The organism is Prauserella alba (assembly GCF_024171735.1).
Taxonomy (GTDB): domain Bacteria; phylum Actinomycetota; class Actinomycetes; order Mycobacteriales; family Pseudonocardiaceae; genus Prauserella; species Prauserella alba.
Genome location: NZ_JAMTCH010000004.1, coordinates 775822 through 792152, shown reverse-complemented (window position 1 = coordinate 792152; position 16331 = coordinate 775822). Strand labels below are relative to the sequence as shown.

Below are 16331 nucleotides of genomic sequence, written 5' to 3'. Positions count from 1 at the left end.
GACGGTCGCAGGGTGTCAGAACAGGGTCGCCGGTTCGGCCGGCTCCGGCTCCGGCAACGGGTCGAGGTCGGGCACCAGGGTTCGGACGTCGTGGTGGAATCGGCGGGCCAGCATGGGCGCGTCGCGGTTGTCGGGAGTGTGCAGGAAGACCGTCGGCGAGCGGCCTTCGCGCAGCCACTCGGCCACCACCGTGGTCCACGGCTCCCAGCCCGCGATCGTCTCGTCGACCGAGTCCCTGCCGAGGTAGCGCACGATCGGCCGGTCGGTCAGCGCGCGTGTTCGCCGCGGCAGCCGTGGTTTCTGTCGCCACGCTTCCTGTTCGGCGTCACTGGTCGGCGGGCTGCCGAACAGCAGGGTCGTGTCGAAGGGAACCCATTCGGCGTTCGCGCCCGCGAGCGTGGCCTCGAGCCGGGAGGCCGCGTCGGCGTCGGCGAAGAACACGGGATCCCGCACCTCGACCGCACGCGGGAGGTCGGGCGGAAGCCTGCGCAGGAACCGGCCGAGCGCGTCGAGCGCAGGCGGGCCGAACGACCGCGGCAGCTGTGCCCACAGCACCGCGCGCTCGCCGAGCGGTTCGATCGCGTCGAGGAACGCGCGCATCTCGGCCTCGACGCCGGCGAACCGGCGCTCGTGCGTGGCGATTCTCGGCAGTTTCAGTACGAACCGGAACTCGGGGTCGGTCTGGGCCGCCCAGCCCGCGACGGTGTCGCGCGTGGGCGTGGCGTAGAAGGTGGTGTTGCCCTCGACCGCGTTGCACAAGCCGGCGTAGGCGCGCACGCGTCGCGCAGCCGGCAACGACGGCGGCACGAACCGTCCCTGCCAGGCCTGGTGTGCCCACATCGCACAGCCCACACGAAGACGTGCCACCCGATCAGCTCCCTTCGACCGCCACCGACGCCTCCACTCGCCGGAGGCTACGTGCTACGCCTGTCGCTCCGCGGTCAACGCCAGCCGAGTGCCGGTGCCACGTGGGTGAGGATGCTGTCGAGGATGTGCGCGTTGTAGTCGACCCCGAGCTGGTTGGGCACGGTGACGAGCAGCGTGTCGGCGGCAGCGATCGCCTCGTCCTCGGCCAGCCGTTTGACGAGCACGTCCGGCTCACCGGCGTACGAGCGTCCGAAGACGGCGCGGGTGCCCGCATCGAGGTAGCCGACCTGGTCCTCGGACTTGCCTGCGTCGCCGAAGTACATGTCGTCGAGTTCGCTGACGATGGGGAAGATGCTGCGGCTGACCGAGACTCGCGGGGTGCGTGCGTGTCCTGCCGCGTGCCACGCCTCGCGGTAGGCCTCGATCTGCTTGCGTTGCTGGACGTGCAGCGGCTCGCCGCTCTCGTCGTCCTTGAGCGTCGAGCTCTGCAGGTTCATGCCGAGCCGTGCCGCCCACTGCGCCGTGGTGTTGGAGCCAGAGCCCCACCAGATGCGCTCGCGCAGGCCGTCGGAATGTGGTTCGACGCGCAGCAGACCGGGTGGGTTGGGGAACATGGGGCGCGGGTGTGGTCGCGCGAAGCCTTTACCGTCGAGGGTCGAGAGCAGCGTCTCGGTGTGCTCGCGGGCCATGTCCGCGTCGCTCGCGCCCTCTCGCGGCTCGAAGCCGAAGTAGCGCCAGCCGTCGACGACCTGCTCGGGTGAGCCGCGGCTGATGCCGAGTTGGAGCCGTCCGCCCGCGATGAGGTCGGCGGAGCCCGCGTCCTCGGCTGTGTAGAGCGGATTCTCGTAGCGCATGTCGATCACGCCGGTGCCGATCTCGATGCGGTTCGTGCGCGCGCCGATCGCGGCGAGCAGTGGAAACGGCGACGAGTGCTGCCTCGCGAAGTGGTGGACGCGGAAGTAGGCACCGTCGGCCCCGAGTTCCTCCGCCGCGACGGCGAGTTCGACCGCCTGAAGCAACGCGTCCGAGGCCGAGCGCGTCTGCGAGTGCGGCGCGTCGGACCAGTGGCCGAAGGACAGGAACCCGATCTTCTTCACTCCCGGTGCAACGCGCCGCGGCGGGATTTGTTCCGCAGCACGAGGGAACAGCCTCGCGGCGCGCCTGAATCGCACCTGCGCGGCCTGGCGTCGCGGCAAGGCGGTGCCAGGAGATGTAGGCGGCGTCGAGCGGTTGGCGACGAATCGGGGCGTTGTCACGACTCGTGCCCACCGCGCCGGGCCCGGTGCTGTCGTGATGATCGGCCCATTCCGCACGGTGGGCCGCGACGATCTGTTCTCGGGCGCGGTCGTGAGTGTTCCGAGTGGTGACGAAGACCCCGAAACACTCACGACCGGCGCTGTCACCACACCTGGTTGAGCACCCTCAGGATGTTGCCGCCGAGCACCTTCGAGATCTCGTCGTCCGAGAAGTCGTGCGCGACGAGCCACCCGGTGATGTGGTGGAACTCCTCGGCGGGGTTCTCGACACCGTCGACGTACTCGACCTTGTCGAACTCGGGGCCATCGTGCGCCGCGGAGATCGACAGGTGCTTGGCGAACGTGTCGTGGAGGCCGACGTGATCGCCGAACAGTGTGTCCGGCCCGAACGCCACGTGGTCGATGCCGACGAGGTCGACACAGTAGGTGAAGTGCTCCATGAACGCATCGAGGTTGTGGGCCGGATGATTGGTGCTCATGGTGGTGTGCGGCGCCGCCTCGATGCCGATCACGCCACCGCGCTCCGCACAGGCGATGATCACGTCGTCGGGCTTCATGCGCTTGGTGGGCCACACCGACCGAGCACCGGCATGCGTGATGAAGATCGGCGCCTTCGAGGTCTTGATCGTGTCCATGCTCGTGCGGTCCCCGGAGTGCGACACGTCGATCGCGATGCCGAGCTTGTTCATGCGCTGCACGGCCTTCTCACCGAAATAGGTGAGCCCGCCGTCGTGGCGTTCCCGCAACCCGGTGCCCAGGGTGTTGGATTCACTGTAGGCGATGCCTGACTGACGCACGCCGAATCCGTAAAGGACGTCGAGCCGGTCGACCTCGTTCTGGATCGGCGTGGCTGCCTCGAGCGCGGGTACGAGCGCGATCTGTCCGTTCTCGCGGGCGGCGGTGATGTCGCTGACGCGCTCGGCGCGGATGACGAAGTCCTGCTTCGCGATGTCGGAGTAGCGCATGCCCAGGTCGACGAGCACGTCCTCCCATTTCCAGCCCATCTGCGAGGTGATGCAGCAGGTGCCGTCCATGAAGTTCTCGAAGACGGCATCGATGCCGGATATCGAAAGACCCTCGTAACCGGTGTGGTGCCTGCCGGTGCGGTTGTAGTCGAAGGTCTCGGTGATGTCCTCGGGGAACACGCTGGTGTGGTCGTGCAGCGAGATCACGGTGTTGTCGGCCAGCAACCGTGCGACCCGGCTCCGCTGGGCGTCGGAGAGGTCGGGTCCCCGTGAGGGAACTCGGCCGATCTCCTTTGCCAGGGTGAACTCGCGATAGTCCTCACCGGGGGTGAGGTGGTCGAAGGATCGGTAGCCTTCATAGCGCAAGGGCTGTGCCCCGCTCTTCTGGGACATGTGGATGTTCTCCTTTCCAGAGGTAGACCGTTCAGCTGGTGGTGACGGCGTCGTGGTCCTCGGTGTGCCGGGTGGGGTGGTCGAAGAAGAGCGCGAGGTCGTCAGGGCGCATCGGCTTGCTTGCGAGCGAGCCGGCGATCATGCCGGCGAAGCCGGCGGCCACGCCGGGAACGATCGGTTCGACGACGGGACTGCCGAGCACGTACCAGGTCAGGCACGCCCCGAAGCCCGCGATCATCGCGCAGACGGCACCGGCACGGGTGGCCCGTCGCCAGTACAGGCCCAGCAGGATCGGGGCTGTGACGGTGCTGCCGAGCAGAGCGGCGTAGCTGAGAACGACGAACTGAACGATGTCGAGTTCCTGAAGCGTGAGTAGCACCGGGAGGGCACCGATCACGAGCGTCGCCCACCTGTTGATGCGAGTCCGCTCCCGTTCGGAGGTGCCCGGCCGGATCAGGGCCGTGTAGATGTCGTGGGAGATCGCGGGTCCCGCCACGAGCAGCACCGAATCCACCGTGCTCAGCACGGCCATGACGACGGCCGTCAGCAGCAGCGCCCCGACGAATGGGGGGAGCACCTCGGACGACAGCACCGTTGACGCCGCATCGGCGATCGAAAGGTTGGGGTACAGCACCCGCATGACCATGCCTGCGACGCCGATGCAGATCCCGGTGAGCAACACGAAGAACAGTGCGACCCCGGATGCTCGACGGCATGTGCGGTCGTCGGGCATCGCGTAGAACCGCAGCAGCAGGTACGGGGCGCACAGTGCGGCCAACCCGAATCCCAGCCAGAAGCCGCCGATCTCCCTCCAGCCGAAGCTCCAGCCGATGAAGTCAGGGGCGATCGCGGGCAGGGATTCCGTGAGCGCCGAGAACCCGCCGGCGTGGCTGATGAGCAATGGCAGGCCGACGACGATGCCGATGGCCATCATGATCTGCTGCAGGAAGTCGGTGCGGATCACCGCGGTCATGCCGCCGATCACCGTGTATGCGACGACGAGAATCATCAGGATCACCGCACCCCAATAGAAGGGGATGCCGAACGCGGTCTCGAGGATGACGCCGCCTGCCTGATACTGCGCCGACATGAACACGAGGTATGAGAGGACGAGCAGCACGGAGATCACCGCGCGCGGTATCTTGCCGCCGAACCGATCGGCGATGAAGTCCGGGAACGTGAGGGCGTTGCGTTCGTGCGCGTACCGCCGCAGCCGTGGCGCGATGATGTACGCAGCGATCAGGAATGCGACCCAGATACCAGCCCAGCCCCACATGAAGGACGCGCCGGTGAGGTAATGGATTCCGACGGTGCCGACGAAGGTGCCGGCGCTCATCTGGGTGGCGGCGATACTGGCGCCACCGGCCCACGCGCCGACCTTGCGGCCCGCGACGAAGTAGTCCTCCTCACCACTGCTGGCGCGATACGACCGCCAGCCTTCGAACACGAGCACGAGGAGAAAGCCGGCCAGCAGCACGAGAAAAGCGGTGCGGAAATCCATCACTGCTCACCGCCGTCATCGGCTGTTCTCCGGGATCTCCGGCCGGCGAGCGCAACGCTGAGGATCGTGAGTACGATGCCGGCGACGACGGCCGTGTCGAACGGCACGCCGAACGGGGTGACTAGGGTTGCGGATGCGAGGGGGCTCATCTGCGAACACGCTCCTTTCGGAAGCTGTGGTACGCCCAGGCGATGATGACGACGGTGACGAGCACGAGGCCGACCGTCGACGACCAGAACCCGATCGAGGTCCGTGAGGTGTTCCCGTACTCAGCGACCAGCACGGACGGGAGCGAATGGCCGCGGTGGTGCAGCACGGTCCGATCGTCATCGGAGGTTTCGACGTGGTACGACGGCATGGAATCGCCGGTCAGTCGCATTCCCGGTGGCAGCGTGATCTCGATGTTCACGCTCGCGGTGCGGGCGGTCGCGATGTCAGGGATTGCCAGTGGTAGGCCGTGTGTACCGTCCACGCGCCGTACGTGCTGTTCCACTGTGTACTCCGAGGTTCCCGCGGGCAGCGTGGCCTCGGCACGGATCCCGTTCATGGGACCGAGATCGGTCAACCCGCTCACTGCGGTGAGTTCCGTGACTTCGGCGTTGTCGCGGGGGAGTACGAGCAGCTCGATCGGTGTCGTCTCAGCGGTCGGTTCGACGAGCCTGTAGGTCGCGCGCAGGACATCGGTGGCGCCGGCGTTCATCGTGACCGAGACGTCCGCACGCGTAAGGGTGGTCGGCGCGGGTTCCTCCTGTGCGGCCGCCGGTGAAGCGATGCCAAGCATCGCGCCGGTCGCCAACACGATGGGTATGACGATTCTTCTCGTCATGCGGTGACCTCCATGGAGTGTTCCGCTTCGCGCAGCAGACCGGTGTCGACGACGTCGTCGGCGAGCGCGGGTGGGAGGGGGTAGGCGTGTCTGCTGTGGGAAAGCCCCATGCGGTGCAGCGTTTGCGCGTGGTGCACCGCGGCGCGGATCGGGTTGATCACGGGCACGCCGAGCTCCGCCGTGAGCCGCTCGGCCGCGCCGAGGAAGCCCATACTCATACAGCCGAGTACCAGGGTGTCGGCCTCGCCGGTGGCGAGAGCGTTCGCGCATTCCGCTCGCAACGCCTCGTAGGCCGCATCGTGGTCGGAGTTGATGGCGAGGACCGACAACTCAACGGAGCGAACTTCGTGGAGCGCGTCGAGGACGCCCGTCTCCCACGCGATCCGGCGCAGGAGTGGGCGGACACCGTCGGCGACTGTGACGATCGAGAACCGGTGGCCCAGCGTGCAAGCCAACGACATTGCCGCGGCGGCGGGCCCGACCACCGGCGAGTCGGCGATCTCACGTAGTCCGTCGAGTCCGGGATCGCCGAAACAGCCCAGTACGACAGCATCGGCCCCGCCCTGTTCCGCTCGTCGCAGTGCGGTGCCCATCGCCGGAACGGCCAGGTATTCCTCGTACGCGGACTCGACCGAGGCCGGACCCCGGTCCACGGCGGTGACGGTGATGCGAGTGTCATCGCCTGCCCACTGCTTGAGCAGGCCGGCGCGGCGCCGCATCTCGGCTTCGCCGAGCGGTGTCACATGCATCGGTGCCGGGAGCAGATAGGTCAGCTGCATCGGACCTCCGGACAGGTCGAGTGGTTTGGACCGGCTCATTCGAGCGTGAACGGCCGGTAGGCGCGCTTGTGGTTCTCCAGTTCGAGCGCCACATCGATGGAGCGAATGCCAGGCAGTGCGCCCAGTACGCGCGTGGTGAAGGTGTAGATCTCGGCAGGCTGAGGGAGGATGACCTCGCATACGAGATCTGCCGAGCCTGCGGTTGCGGACACATACCGCACCTCGGGCCGGGCCGCCACGAGTCGGGCGACCTCGTCGAGAGAGTCGGCGGCCACGCGGAGCCAGAGCAACAATTCGGTGCGGAAACCGAGCGTCGTTGGCGAGACGAGCGTGCTGAACACGAGGGCGTGCGTGGCCACGAGCCGTTCCACGCGCCTGCGTACGCCGGTCTCGCCGAGTGTGAGCGTCTTCGCGATGTCGCGATACGGGCGTCTGCCGTCCTCTGCGAGCACCGCGAGGAGGCGACGGTCGACGTCGTCGAGCTCCACTTCGGTCGGGGTGTCTGTGGTGCACGGCTCCGGTGGGTAATCGACGTCGCCGAGCAGAGCGCGACTCCAGTCGTGGCGCATCGTGAAGTTCTTGGTGATCAGCGCTGACGAGGAGCGGTGGACCCCGGGTAGTGCTCCGAGCTCGTCCGTCAGCGTCGTGACCAGCTGGTGCTGGGACGGCACGATCAGTTCGGTCACGACGTCCCAGTCGCCGGTCGTGATGGTGAGGAACCGCGTGTCGGTGCGTTCGGCGAGCGTGTCGACGACGCTCCGCACCGAGTCGGGGGCGCAGTCGAGCTGCACCAGCACGGGTTGCCCAAGGCCGCACACGAGCGGATCCGTGACGCCGACGACGTGCACGGTGCCGTCGTCGAGCAACCGGCTGCCACGGCGCGACGCTGTGCTCTCTGTGGTGCCCGCCAGTTTCGCGATGTCGGACCACGAGCTGCGGCCATCCAGTTGCAGCGCCGCGACGATACGGCGGTCGAGGTCGCTGAGCTCCGGCAAGGTGCATTCCTCCGCGGGCGTACTTCCAACGTCGTCACATGGGTGATTCAGGCTTAGTTACCACGAGACTACGAGATGGAGGCCGATATGTACATATAAATGCATGATATCGGCTGACAGCCGTGAATCTGGGGCGACGTGTGGTGGTACGCCCGTGTCGATCGCTGCGGCAGATATGCCTCGATCGGCCGGTGGCGCGGTGGTTGACTGCTCGATTCGCGAACGTCTAGCTTCTTTGAAACGTTTCAACAATGAGGCGGGTGGAATGCTCGATCGCAGGCGGTTCATGTACGGCGGAGCATTGGCAGGGCTCGCGGTGGTCGGCGGTATGACGCTGCCGGCGCGGGCGACGAGACCGGGCCCCGTGCCGAACCCGATCCGGTGGCCCTCGTTCGATCGGGAAACGCGGCCGTGGACCCGCTGGTGGTGGCTGGGCAGTGCGGTCACGGAGGACGGTCTTCGAGAGGAACTCGACCAACTCGCGGACAATGGGTTCGGCGGGGTCGAGATCCAGCCCATTTACGAATCCCAGCGCGACGAGGATCGGATCCGGTGGTACCTGAGCCGCGAATGGTTCACCGCGCTCGACACTGCGCTCCGGTCGGCGGGGGAGCGTGACCTGGGTGTCGACCTGACGTCGGGGTCCGGTTGGACTTTCGGTGGCCCGTGGCTGGACGTGCGCCAGAGTGCCGGCCGTGCCCTGGTCGAACATTGGGAACTGCAGGGAGGGCAGCGTCTCGAAGACCGGGTGAAAACGATTCATCCGCCCCATCCGGACCTGGTGGACGAGGAGCGGTTGTCGCGGCCGGACCTGCGCCCACCGATGCCGACGATCCCCGAACCCGAACTGGCCGCGCTGGTGGCCCGCGAGGTGGACACCGGCGACACCGTGGACCTCACCACGCGGGTGAACGCACACCGGAAGCTGGACTGGACCGCCCCGCCCGGCCGTTGGCGGCTCACCGGTGTGTTCAACGGCTGGGTCCTCAAGCGGGTCGAACGAGCAGGCCCCGGTGGCAAGGGCCTGATGGCGGACTACTTCGATGAGAGCGCGATCCGGCATCACCTCGACCACTTCGGCGACGCCGTCGGCGGGCGGCGGGGGATTCGCGCGCTGTTCCACGACTCGTTCGAACTGGGCGGAATCGACTGGACGCCGACGATCTTCCGTGACTTCACCCGGCTACGCGGATACGACCTCACGCCGCACCTGCCGGAGCTCTTCGGCGAGCACGCGGCCTCCGAGATGCGGACTCGGCTGCTGTCGGACGTCCGCGAGACCTTCTCCGATCTGTTCCTCGAATGTTTCGCGCAGCCGTTCACCGAGTACAGCGGGGAACGCGGCTGGCTCACCCGGAACCAGGCACACGGATCGCCCGCGAACCTGCTCGACGTCTACGGCGCGGCCGACATTCCGGAGACCGAGTACACCGGCGGTGAGAACATCCCGATTCCCGGGCTGCGGCACGGCGCCGGTCCCCAGGACCCGGTGCCGCTGGTATGGCGGATGGCGTCCTCGGCCGCCCACCTTGCCGGCGGAAAACTCGTCGGGGCGGAGACGGCCACCTGGCGAGACGAGCACTACCACGTGGCGTTGTCGCAGCTGAAACCTGCGGTGGACGTCCTGTTCGCCGCCGGGATCAACCACGTGGTGTTCCACGGCACGACCTACTCGCCGCAGGACGCCGTGTGGCCGGGCGTCAACTTCTACGCGGCCACCCAGCTGCGACCGGAGAATCCCTGGTGGCGGTATGTTTCCGAGCTGACCGGATACATCACGCGGTGTCAGTCGATCCTGCAGCACGGCCGGCACGGCAACGACGTGCTCGTGTATTGGCCGCAGCACGACGTGTGGGCCACGCCCGACGGTGGCGGCATGCGGGAACAGGACGGCGAGCTGACCCCGGACTACCACTGGGACGGCGAAGGCTGGATGTATCCGCATCCGAGCGGTGCAGACAAGGTCGCCGGCGGTCTGGAGCGCAGGGGCTGGCAGTTCGACTGGGTGTCCGACCGGCAGCTCGCTGAGTTCCACGAGCGCAACGGCGTTGTCTCCAATGGACGGTCGGACTACGCGGCCGTCGTCGTCCCCGGCGCGGAGCTGATGCCGGTGCGCACACTCGTCAAGCTCCACGAGCTCGCCGCAGCCGGAGCCACGGTGATCTTCGTGGGTGGGCTGCCCGGTGACGTCCCCGGCCTGGGACGGCTCGACGCCCGGCGGCGTAGGTTGCGAGACCTGACCGGAAAGCTGACCGCGGAGAACGGCGTCACGGGCCGGACACATCGGGTCGGCGCCGGTCACGTCGTGATCGTCGATCGCGACGATGGTGTGAACGACGCGCTGACCGGTGCCGGGGCGGTGCGCGAGCCGCTCGCCGATGCGGGACTGAACGTGTTGCGCCGTTTCCACGACGACGGCGCGGACTATTTCGTGGCCAACCTGACCGGCCAACCGGTCGACGGCTGGCATGCCTTGGGAACAGCGGCCGCGTCGGTCGCGGCGCTCGATCCGTTGCGGGACGAGCGCGGCCGTGCCCGGCACCGGCGTGCGGGCCGGGGAAGCCAGGTGCGGCTGGCGCTCGACCCGGGAGAGAGCATCGTCCTGCGCGCGTTCGAACGGGAGCACATCAGCGCGCCCGGTCACCGGACATCGACGCCCACCGGCAGGCGCCACGACGTCCGCGGCCGCTGGACGCTGGAATTCCTGGACGGTGGTCCGCACCTTCCGCCCGGGCGAAGTCTGGACACGCTCGTGTCCTGGACCGAGCTGGGCACACCGGAAGCGGCGTTCTCGGGGACTGCACGGTACTCGCTGACGTTCACGCTGGCGCCCGAGGACGCGAAACGTGCGTGGGTGCTGGACCTCGGCGCCGTGCGGGAGACGGCCAGGGTGACGGTGAACGGTGAGGGACTGGGTGCCGTGTGGGCGATTCCCTTCCGGATTCCGGTGGACGATGCGCTCCGGCCCGGCCACAACGTGTTGGAGATCGAGGTGACGAACCTCGCGGCGAACCGCGTCCGGGCGCTGGCGCGGGGCGGGACGTTGCCCGACAACTACTTCATGAGCTGGCGGACCACGCCGCCTGCGGAGTGGGACGTGCAGCCGTCCGGGTTGCTCGGCCCGGTGCGGCTGGTCGAGGTCGAGGAGTGAGGTCGTCACGGACACCGGGCCGCGCTCCGGAAAACGCCTCGCACGGGCCGCCTCGCCGGGGTACGGTCCTCCATCGTTGCCGCCGGGCCCGGGGTCCGTCGCGGCGGCCGTCCGCTGATCCCACGATGAAAGCAGGTTTCGTTCATGGCGTGTCGTATGGGTGAACTCGTACTCGATTGCCGCGACCCCGAGGTGCTGGCGCGGTTCTGGTGCGAGGTCCTCGACTTCGTCGAACTCGGGCGCGAGTATCCCGAGGGTGTCGACGGTTACGCCATCGAGATCGGCCCGCGTGAAGGGTTCGGCGGGCCGCAACCGACGATCATCCTCCGCACCGGCGAACCTGCCGAGGCGAAGTCCAATTTGCACATCGACCTCAACCCCACCGACCGCGCCCCGGAGGACGAACTCGAACGGCTCCGGCAGCTCGGCGCGCGGCAGGCCGACATCGGCCAGACCGGCGGGGAGCCGTGGAACGTGCTCGCCGACCCGGAGGGCAACACGTTCTGCCTGCTCAAGGCGCGCATCGACCCGCTCTGACGACGGCGGGACCCGGCAGTCCGGGGCCCGGATCGACGGCGTGACCGCGTCGGCCCACGGCCGCGCGCGGTGGCCGCGCATGCGCGGCGCGCGGTGCTCGTGTCCGACGTTCCTGCGTGCCTACCGGGGCCGGTAGGCACGCAGGAACACCTTCACTCCGGCCGCGACGATCGCGTCGCGTTCGGCTTCGTCGATGGGCAGGGCGCCGTAGTAGGTCCGGCCCTGTATCTCACTCCCGACCAGCGCGACGAAGTGCAGTGCCGCGCGGTTGGCGTCGCCGATCTCCAGCAGACCGCGTGCGCCCAATTCGGCCAGCCTGCGCGCGAGGTCTCCCTGCACGGGCCCCGGCCCCGTCTCCTGCCACGACCGCAGCACGTCGTCCGGGACGTGCCCGATCTCGGCCTGAATCTGCCGCACCAGAGCGAAGTGCGCTCCGAACCGCGGCATCACGGTCGTGAAGGCGTGGCCGAGTGCGGTCAGATCGGATTCCAGGTCGACGATCTTGCCCAGGTGCCGGTCGAGATCGGCCAGTTGCACCTCCCGGACCTGCTCCGCGCTTTCCAGGATGACCGCGCGGAACAACTCCTTCTTGTCGGTGAAGTGGTTGTAGATGGTGCGGGTCGACACTTCGGCCTCGCTCGCGATGGCGCCGATGCTGGCGCGGCTGTAACCGTCACGTCCGAACACCTGGCGGGCCCCGTCGAGGATGGCCTGCCGCTTCGCGGCTCCCCGCTGCGAATCGTTCTCCCTGCTCAAAGCACACTCCCATCGAATAAGTACAACGTCTATTGCACTTAGTGCAATACATGTTGTACTTTACCAGTTGTCAGCTTCCCGCACCTCGACATCCAGGAGTGTCCATGTCCGCACTGCGCATCGCCGTCATCGTCGGAAGCAACCGCGAGGGCCGCTTCGGTCCGACCGTGGCCGACTGGTTCGCCGAACAGGCCGCCGGCTTCGAGGGAATCGACGTCGACGTCATCGACGTGGCCGCCATCCCGCTGCCGACGGTCATCGACTTCGGCGCGGCACCCGACCCGCACGTGACCGCACTCGGCGAACGCCTGGCTGCCGCCGACGCCTACGTCGTCGTCACGCCCGAGTACAACCACAGCTTCCCCGCGCCGCTGAAGAACCTGATCGACCTGTACCGCACCCAGTGGCAGGCCAAACCGGTCGGCTTCGTCTCCTACGGCGGCATGGGCGGCGGCCTGCGTGCCGTCGAGCAGCTGCGCCTGGTCTTCGCCGAGCTGCACGCGACGACCGTGCGTGACTCCGTCAGCTTCCACAACGCGTGGAATCACTTCGACGAGTCCGGTGCTCCGCTCGACGAGGGCTGCAACGCCGCAGCGAAGGGCATGCTCGGCCAGCTGACCTGGTGGGCGCGTGCGCTGCGCAACGCGCGTGCCGTCGAGCCGTACGCGGCGTGACGGAGCGGAGGTCCGGACCGGTGAAGAACAAGCTGACCCTGGCGGTCGTGCTGCTCGGCTACCTCACGCTGCCGATGTCGATGTCCGGGGCGACGGTGGCGTTGCCCGGCATCGGCACATCACTCGACGCGTCGGGAAGCCTCCTGCAGTGGGTGGTGACGGGCTACTTCCTGACCGCGTCGTCGTTCATGCTCGTCGCCGGGTCGACCGCCGACGTGTTCGGCAAGCGACGGATCTACCGCATCGGAGCGGTGATCTACGGGCTCGGCAACCTGGTGGCCGCCCTCACCCCGAACATCGTGCTGCTCGACGTGGCCCGCACGGTCACCGGTGTCGGCGCCGCCGGCGTGATGGCGGGTGGCGGCGCGATCCTGGCCTCGACGTTCACCGGCAACGAGCGCACCAAGGCCTTCGCGGCGATGGGAACCGTCGCGGGTGTCGGCATGGCAATCGGCCCGACGCTGGCCGGCTGGCTGGTCGGCACACTCGGCTGGCGCGCCACCTTCGGCACGTTCGCGGCGGCGGGCGCAATGCTGCTGGTGGGCACGCTCGCGATGGCCGAGTACCGCGCCGAGCGGCGCACCCGCGTGGACTGGGTGGGTGCGGTGACCTTCATCGCCGGCATCGCCGCGGTCATGTTCGCCATCACGCAGAGTTCCCGAGCCGGGTGGACGAGCCCGCTGGTGCTCGGGCTGCTAGCGAGTGGCGCTGCACTGCTCACGGCGTTCGTCCTCGGCCAGCGGCACAACGCGAATCCGGTGCTGGACCTGTCGCTGTTGCGCAACCGCCGCTTCGTCGGCTGGCTGCTCGCCGGTGTGGTGATGGTGGTGGGCTTCGGCGGGATGCTCTCGTACCTGCCGACCTACCTCCAGGGCGCTGTCGGGATGTCGGCGCGGGACTCGGGGTTGATGACGATGATGTCGACCGTCCCGACACTGCTGCTGCCCGTGCTCACCGGCCGCATGGTCAACCGGGGCGTCCCGCCACGGCTGCTGATCACGACGGGCCTGTTGCTGATCTCGGCGGGCAACGCCTGGCTCACCCGGCTGCATCCCGAGATCACCGGCTGGGAGCTGCTGGGCCCGCTGTTGACGATCGGCGTCGGGATCGGCCTGGCCACCGGTCTCATCGACGCCCAGGCGATGAACCAGGTCGAGCAGTCCCGCACCGGCATGGCCGCCGGGCTCGTCAACACCGTCAGAGGTGGAACGCAGACGTTGGTGATGGCGCTGTTCGGCTCGTTGCTCATCACACTGCTGAGCGGCACGGCGGTCGGCGGCCGTGCCGGCGCGGTCGCCACGGGGGCGCTCACGAACGGAGAGCAGGCCGCGTACCTGACCGACGCCTGGCACACCATCCTCTGGGCAGTCGCGGCCCTGACCGCACTCGGTGCGGTGACGGTCGGCACGCTGCTCGCCCCCGCCCGCCGGGCCTCGGGGGACGCACCGGCGGAGGCCGTCCTGACGTAGCCCGGCGGGCGTCCCGAATGCAAGACACGCCATGCTGAGTGCAGGACACGCGGAGTGAGTGTTCGTCTCAGCCGCGTTCCCGTAGTCGCGACGGCCACCAGATGTGCCTGCCGATGTCGATGGCCAGAGCCGGCACGAGGAGGGACCGCACGATCAACGTGTCGAGCAGCACCCCGAACGCGACGATGAACGCGATCTGCGCGAGGAACAGGATCGGCAGCACGGCCAGTGCCGCGAACGTCGCGGCGAGGACGACCCCCGCCGAGGTGATGACGCCACCGGTGACCGTCAGGCCGCGCAGCACGCCGGCCCGGGTTCCCTGCCGGATCGTCTCCTCGCGAACCCTGGTCATGAGGAAGATGTTGTAGTCGATACCGAGCGCGACGAGGAAGACGAACCCGAACAGCGGCACGACGGGATCGGCGCCGGGGAAGTCCAGCACGTGGTTGAACACGAGAGCGGAAACGCCCATGGTCGCGGCGAACGACAGCACGACCGTCGCGATCAACAGCAGCGGCGCCAGCAATGAGCGCAGCAGTAGCGCGAGCACCGCGAAGATCACCACGAGCACGATGGGAACGATCAGATTGCGATCTCGCTCCGAGATGTCCTGCGTGTCGAGCAGGGTCGCGGTGCGGCCGCCGACCTTCGCGTCGGCGGCCGGCACCGCGTGCACGGCGTCGCGCAGCCGTTCCACGGTGGCGACGGCCGATTCCGAGTCGGCCGGATCGGAGAGGACCGCCTCGATGCGGGCCAATCCGTTCTCGGTCCGGGGCTCACCGTTCGGGCCGGTCGTGACCGACACCTCGGCAACGCCGTCGACCTGCGCCGCGGCCGCTACGTCGTCGACTCGGCCCGCGTCGGTGATGATCGTCGCGGGACTCCCGGAACCGGCGACGAAGTGTTCGCTCAGGACCTCCTGACCGGCGACCGAGTCCACCTCGCTGAGGAAGATGTCGGACTCGGCGGTGCCGGAAGCGCGCAGCTGTGGGAGGAACGCCGCGCCCACGAGCAGCACCACGGTGGTGCCCACCCAGATCAGCCTCGGTGACGAGCCGACGCGGGTCGCGATCCGCCGCCAGACGCCGCTCTCCTCGGGATGTGGTGAGCCAAGCTTCGGCCGGTACGGCCAGAACGCGGCTCGGCCGAACACGGCGAGCACGGCCGGGAGGAACGTCGTCGCCGCGACCAGCGCGGAGCCGATGCCGATCGCGGCCACCGGACCGAGGCCCTGGTTGGAACGGAGATCACTGAAGAGCAGACAGAGCACACCGAGGATCACGGTGCCCGCCGATGCCGCGATCGGCTCGATGGTCGCCTTCCACGCGGCAGCCATGGCCGAGAGTCTGTCGTCGGAGTCCCGCAACTGCTCCCGGTAGCGCGACACCAGCAGTAGTGCGTAGTCGGTCGCAGCGCCGAACACCAGGATGAACAGAATGCCCTGGCTCTGCCCGTTGAGGTCGATGACCCCCTGGTCGGTGAGCAGGTAGACGACCAGACTCGCCAGTCCGAGCGCGAACACGCCCGACAGCAGCACCAGGACCGGAAGGAGCGGGCTGCGGTAGACGAGGACCAGGATGACCGCGACGACCGAGCCTGCGACGAGTAGCAGGAGCCCGTCGATGCCGCCGAACGCCTCGCCCAGGTCGGCACCGAAGGCCGCGGGCCCCGTGACGAGCACCGTCAGGCCGCCGGGTCGGTCGGAGGCCAAGGTCTCGCGGATCTCCTCGACGGCCGTGTCGGGAGCGGTGCCGGCGGCGATCGGTACCACGAGTTGCAGCGCCCGGCCGTCGTCCGAGGGCATGGGCGGCGGCAGTTCACCCGGCACACCGGGGACCTCGGCCAGCTGCGCCGACTTCTCCGCGAGGAACCGTCGGTCGGCCGCCGTCACATCGGCGGTTCGTTCGGCGACGACGATGGCGGGCACGAACTCGTCGTCGGTGAACATGCGCTCGAGTTCGGCCACATTGGTCGACTCGGCCGTCTCGGGCAGGAAAGCGGAGTTGTCGTTCTCGGCGACCTCGCTGAGCTTGCCCGCGAACGGCCCGCCCACGCCGCCCACGACGAGCCAGCCGACGATCAGCAGAGCCGGAAGCAGCCACCGCAGGACACCACGTCGACGTGCCGTGCCAGTAGGGTTCATCCTCACGCTCCGGTCACCT

The 16331-nt window shown here is 68.3% G+C and carries 14 protein-coding genes; 4 read left to right on the top strand and 10 right to left on the bottom strand.

Annotation, left to right across the window (positions count from 1 at the left end):
- Positions 1 to 15 precede the first annotated feature (15 nt).
- From LY12_RS12525 to LY12_RS12490, 8 genes are all read right to left on the bottom strand, one after another.
- Positions 16 to 867, bottom strand: coding sequence for a DUF72 domain-containing protein (locus LY12_RS12525; RefSeq protein ID WP_504967628.1), 852 nt, complete (start codon positions 865 to 867; stop codon positions 16 to 18).
- Between the two features lie 74 nt (positions 868 to 941).
- Positions 942 to 1964 (bottom strand): LLM class flavin-dependent oxidoreductase, encoded by a 1023-nt coding sequence (locus LY12_RS12520; RefSeq protein ID WP_253856184.1) that lies wholly within the window; start codon positions 1962 to 1964, stop codon positions 942 to 944.
- A 302-nt stretch (positions 1965 to 2266) separates the two neighbouring features.
- Complete coding sequence (locus tag LY12_RS12515) at positions 2267 to 3481, bottom strand: dipeptidase (protein WP_253856183.1); 1215 nt, start codon at positions 3479 to 3481, stop codon at positions 2267 to 2269.
- 31 nt (positions 3482 to 3512) lie between these two features.
- Entirely contained in the window at positions 3513 to 4982 is a 1470-nt protein-coding gene (locus tag LY12_RS12510; RefSeq protein ID WP_253856181.1) for a sodium/proline symporter, read from the bottom strand.
- Entirely contained in the window at positions 4982 to 5131 is a 150-nt protein-coding gene (locus LY12_RS12505) for a hypothetical protein (protein ID WP_253856179.1), read from the bottom strand. The genes LY12_RS12510 and LY12_RS12505 overlap by 1 nt, the downstream gene beginning before the upstream one ends.
- Positions 5128 to 5808 carry a hypothetical protein gene (locus LY12_RS12500; protein WP_253856178.1) on the bottom strand — a complete coding sequence of 227 codons (681 nt, stop codon included), beginning with the start codon at positions 5806 to 5808 and terminating at the stop codon, positions 5128 to 5130. The genes LY12_RS12505 and LY12_RS12500 overlap by 4 nt, the downstream gene beginning before the upstream one ends.
- Positions 5805 to 6626: an aspartate/glutamate racemase family protein gene (locus tag LY12_RS12495; protein ID WP_253856176.1), complete on the bottom strand. Its 822-nt coding sequence runs from the start codon at positions 6624 to 6626 to the stop codon at positions 5805 to 5807. The genes LY12_RS12500 and LY12_RS12495 overlap by 4 nt, the downstream gene beginning before the upstream one ends.
- A complete protein-coding gene (locus LY12_RS12490; RefSeq protein WP_253856174.1) occupies positions 6623 to 7582 on the bottom strand; it encodes an Lrp/AsnC family transcriptional regulator in 960 nt (319 codons plus the stop codon). Before LY12_RS12490 ends, LY12_RS12495 begins: the two co-directional genes overlap by 4 nt.
- A 265-nt stretch (positions 7583 to 7847) precedes the next feature.
- Between LY12_RS12490 and LY12_RS12485 the strand changes: the two genes are divergently transcribed.
- Together LY12_RS12485 and LY12_RS12480 are read left to right on the top strand one after the other, a co-directional pair.
- A complete protein-coding gene (locus LY12_RS12485; RefSeq protein WP_253856172.1) occupies positions 7848 to 10733 on the top strand; it encodes a glycosyl hydrolase in 2886 nt (961 codons plus the stop codon).
- Positions 10734 to 10877: 144 nt separating this feature from the next.
- Positions 10878 to 11270 (top strand): VOC family protein, encoded by a 393-nt coding sequence (locus LY12_RS12480; protein WP_253856170.1) that lies wholly within the window; start codon positions 10878 to 10880, stop codon positions 11268 to 11270.
- A 120-nt stretch (positions 11271 to 11390) separates the two neighbouring features.
- Here the strand turns inward: LY12_RS12480 and LY12_RS12475 are convergent, their stop codons facing one another.
- The gene (locus LY12_RS12475; RefSeq protein WP_253856168.1) at positions 11391 to 12026 is read right to left on the bottom strand and encodes a TetR/AcrR family transcriptional regulator; all 636 of its coding nucleotides are present in this window, start codon (positions 12024 to 12026) and stop codon (positions 11391 to 11393) included.
- A gap of 104 nt (positions 12027 to 12130) precedes the next feature.
- On the opposite strand from LY12_RS12475, the gene LY12_RS12470 reads away from it, so the two are divergent.
- Both LY12_RS12470 and LY12_RS12465 read left to right on the top strand, forming a co-directional pair.
- Positions 12131 to 12700: an NADPH-dependent FMN reductase gene (locus tag LY12_RS12470; protein WP_253856167.1), complete on the top strand. Its 570-nt coding sequence runs from the start codon at positions 12131 to 12133 to the stop codon at positions 12698 to 12700.
- 20 nt (positions 12701 to 12720) lie between these two features.
- Positions 12721 to 14169, top strand: coding sequence for an MFS transporter (locus LY12_RS12465; RefSeq protein ID WP_253856166.1), 1449 nt, complete (start codon positions 12721 to 12723; stop codon positions 14167 to 14169).
- Between the two features lie 67 nt (positions 14170 to 14236).
- Here LY12_RS12465 and LY12_RS12460 read toward each other — a convergent pair whose 3' ends face one another.
- A complete protein-coding gene (locus LY12_RS12460) occupies positions 14237 to 16312 on the bottom strand; it encodes an MMPL family transporter (RefSeq protein WP_253856165.1) in 2076 nt (691 codons plus the stop codon).
- Between the last annotated feature and the right edge of the window lie 19 nt (positions 16313 to 16331).

Bases quoted from the DNA above. Each gene is read 5' to 3' on its own strand.
- LY12_RS12515 (WP_253856183.1), bottom strand. From the start codon at position 3,481: ATGTCCCAGAAGAGCGGGGCACAGCCCTTGCGCTATGAAGGCTACCGA.
- LY12_RS12510 (WP_253856181.1), bottom strand. From the start codon at position 4,982: ATGGATTTCCGCACCGCTTTTCTCGTGCTGCTGGCCGGCTTTCTCCTC.
- LY12_RS12505 (WP_253856179.1), bottom strand. From the start codon at position 5,131: ATGAGCCCCCTCGCATCCGCAACCCTAGTCACCCCGTTCGGCGTGCCG.
- LY12_RS12500 (WP_253856178.1), bottom strand. From the start codon at position 5,808: ATGACGAGAAGAATCGTCATACCCATCGTGTTGGCGACCGGCGCGATG.
- LY12_RS12495 (WP_253856176.1), bottom strand. From the start codon at position 6,626: ATGAGCCGGTCCAAACCACTCGACCTGTCCGGAGGTCCGATGCAGCTG.
- LY12_RS12485 (WP_253856172.1), top strand. From the start codon at position 7,848: ATGCTCGATCGCAGGCGGTTCATGTACGGCGGAGCATTGGCAGGGCTC.
- LY12_RS12480 (WP_253856170.1), top strand. From the start codon at position 10,878: ATGGCGTGTCGTATGGGTGAACTCGTACTCGATTGCCGCGACCCCGAG.
- LY12_RS12470 (WP_253856167.1), top strand. From the start codon at position 12,131: ATGTCCGCACTGCGCATCGCCGTCATCGTCGGAAGCAACCGCGAGGGC.
- LY12_RS12460 (WP_253856165.1), bottom strand. From the start codon at position 16,312: ATGAACCCTACTGGCACGGCACGTCGACGTGGTGTCCTGCGGTGGCTG.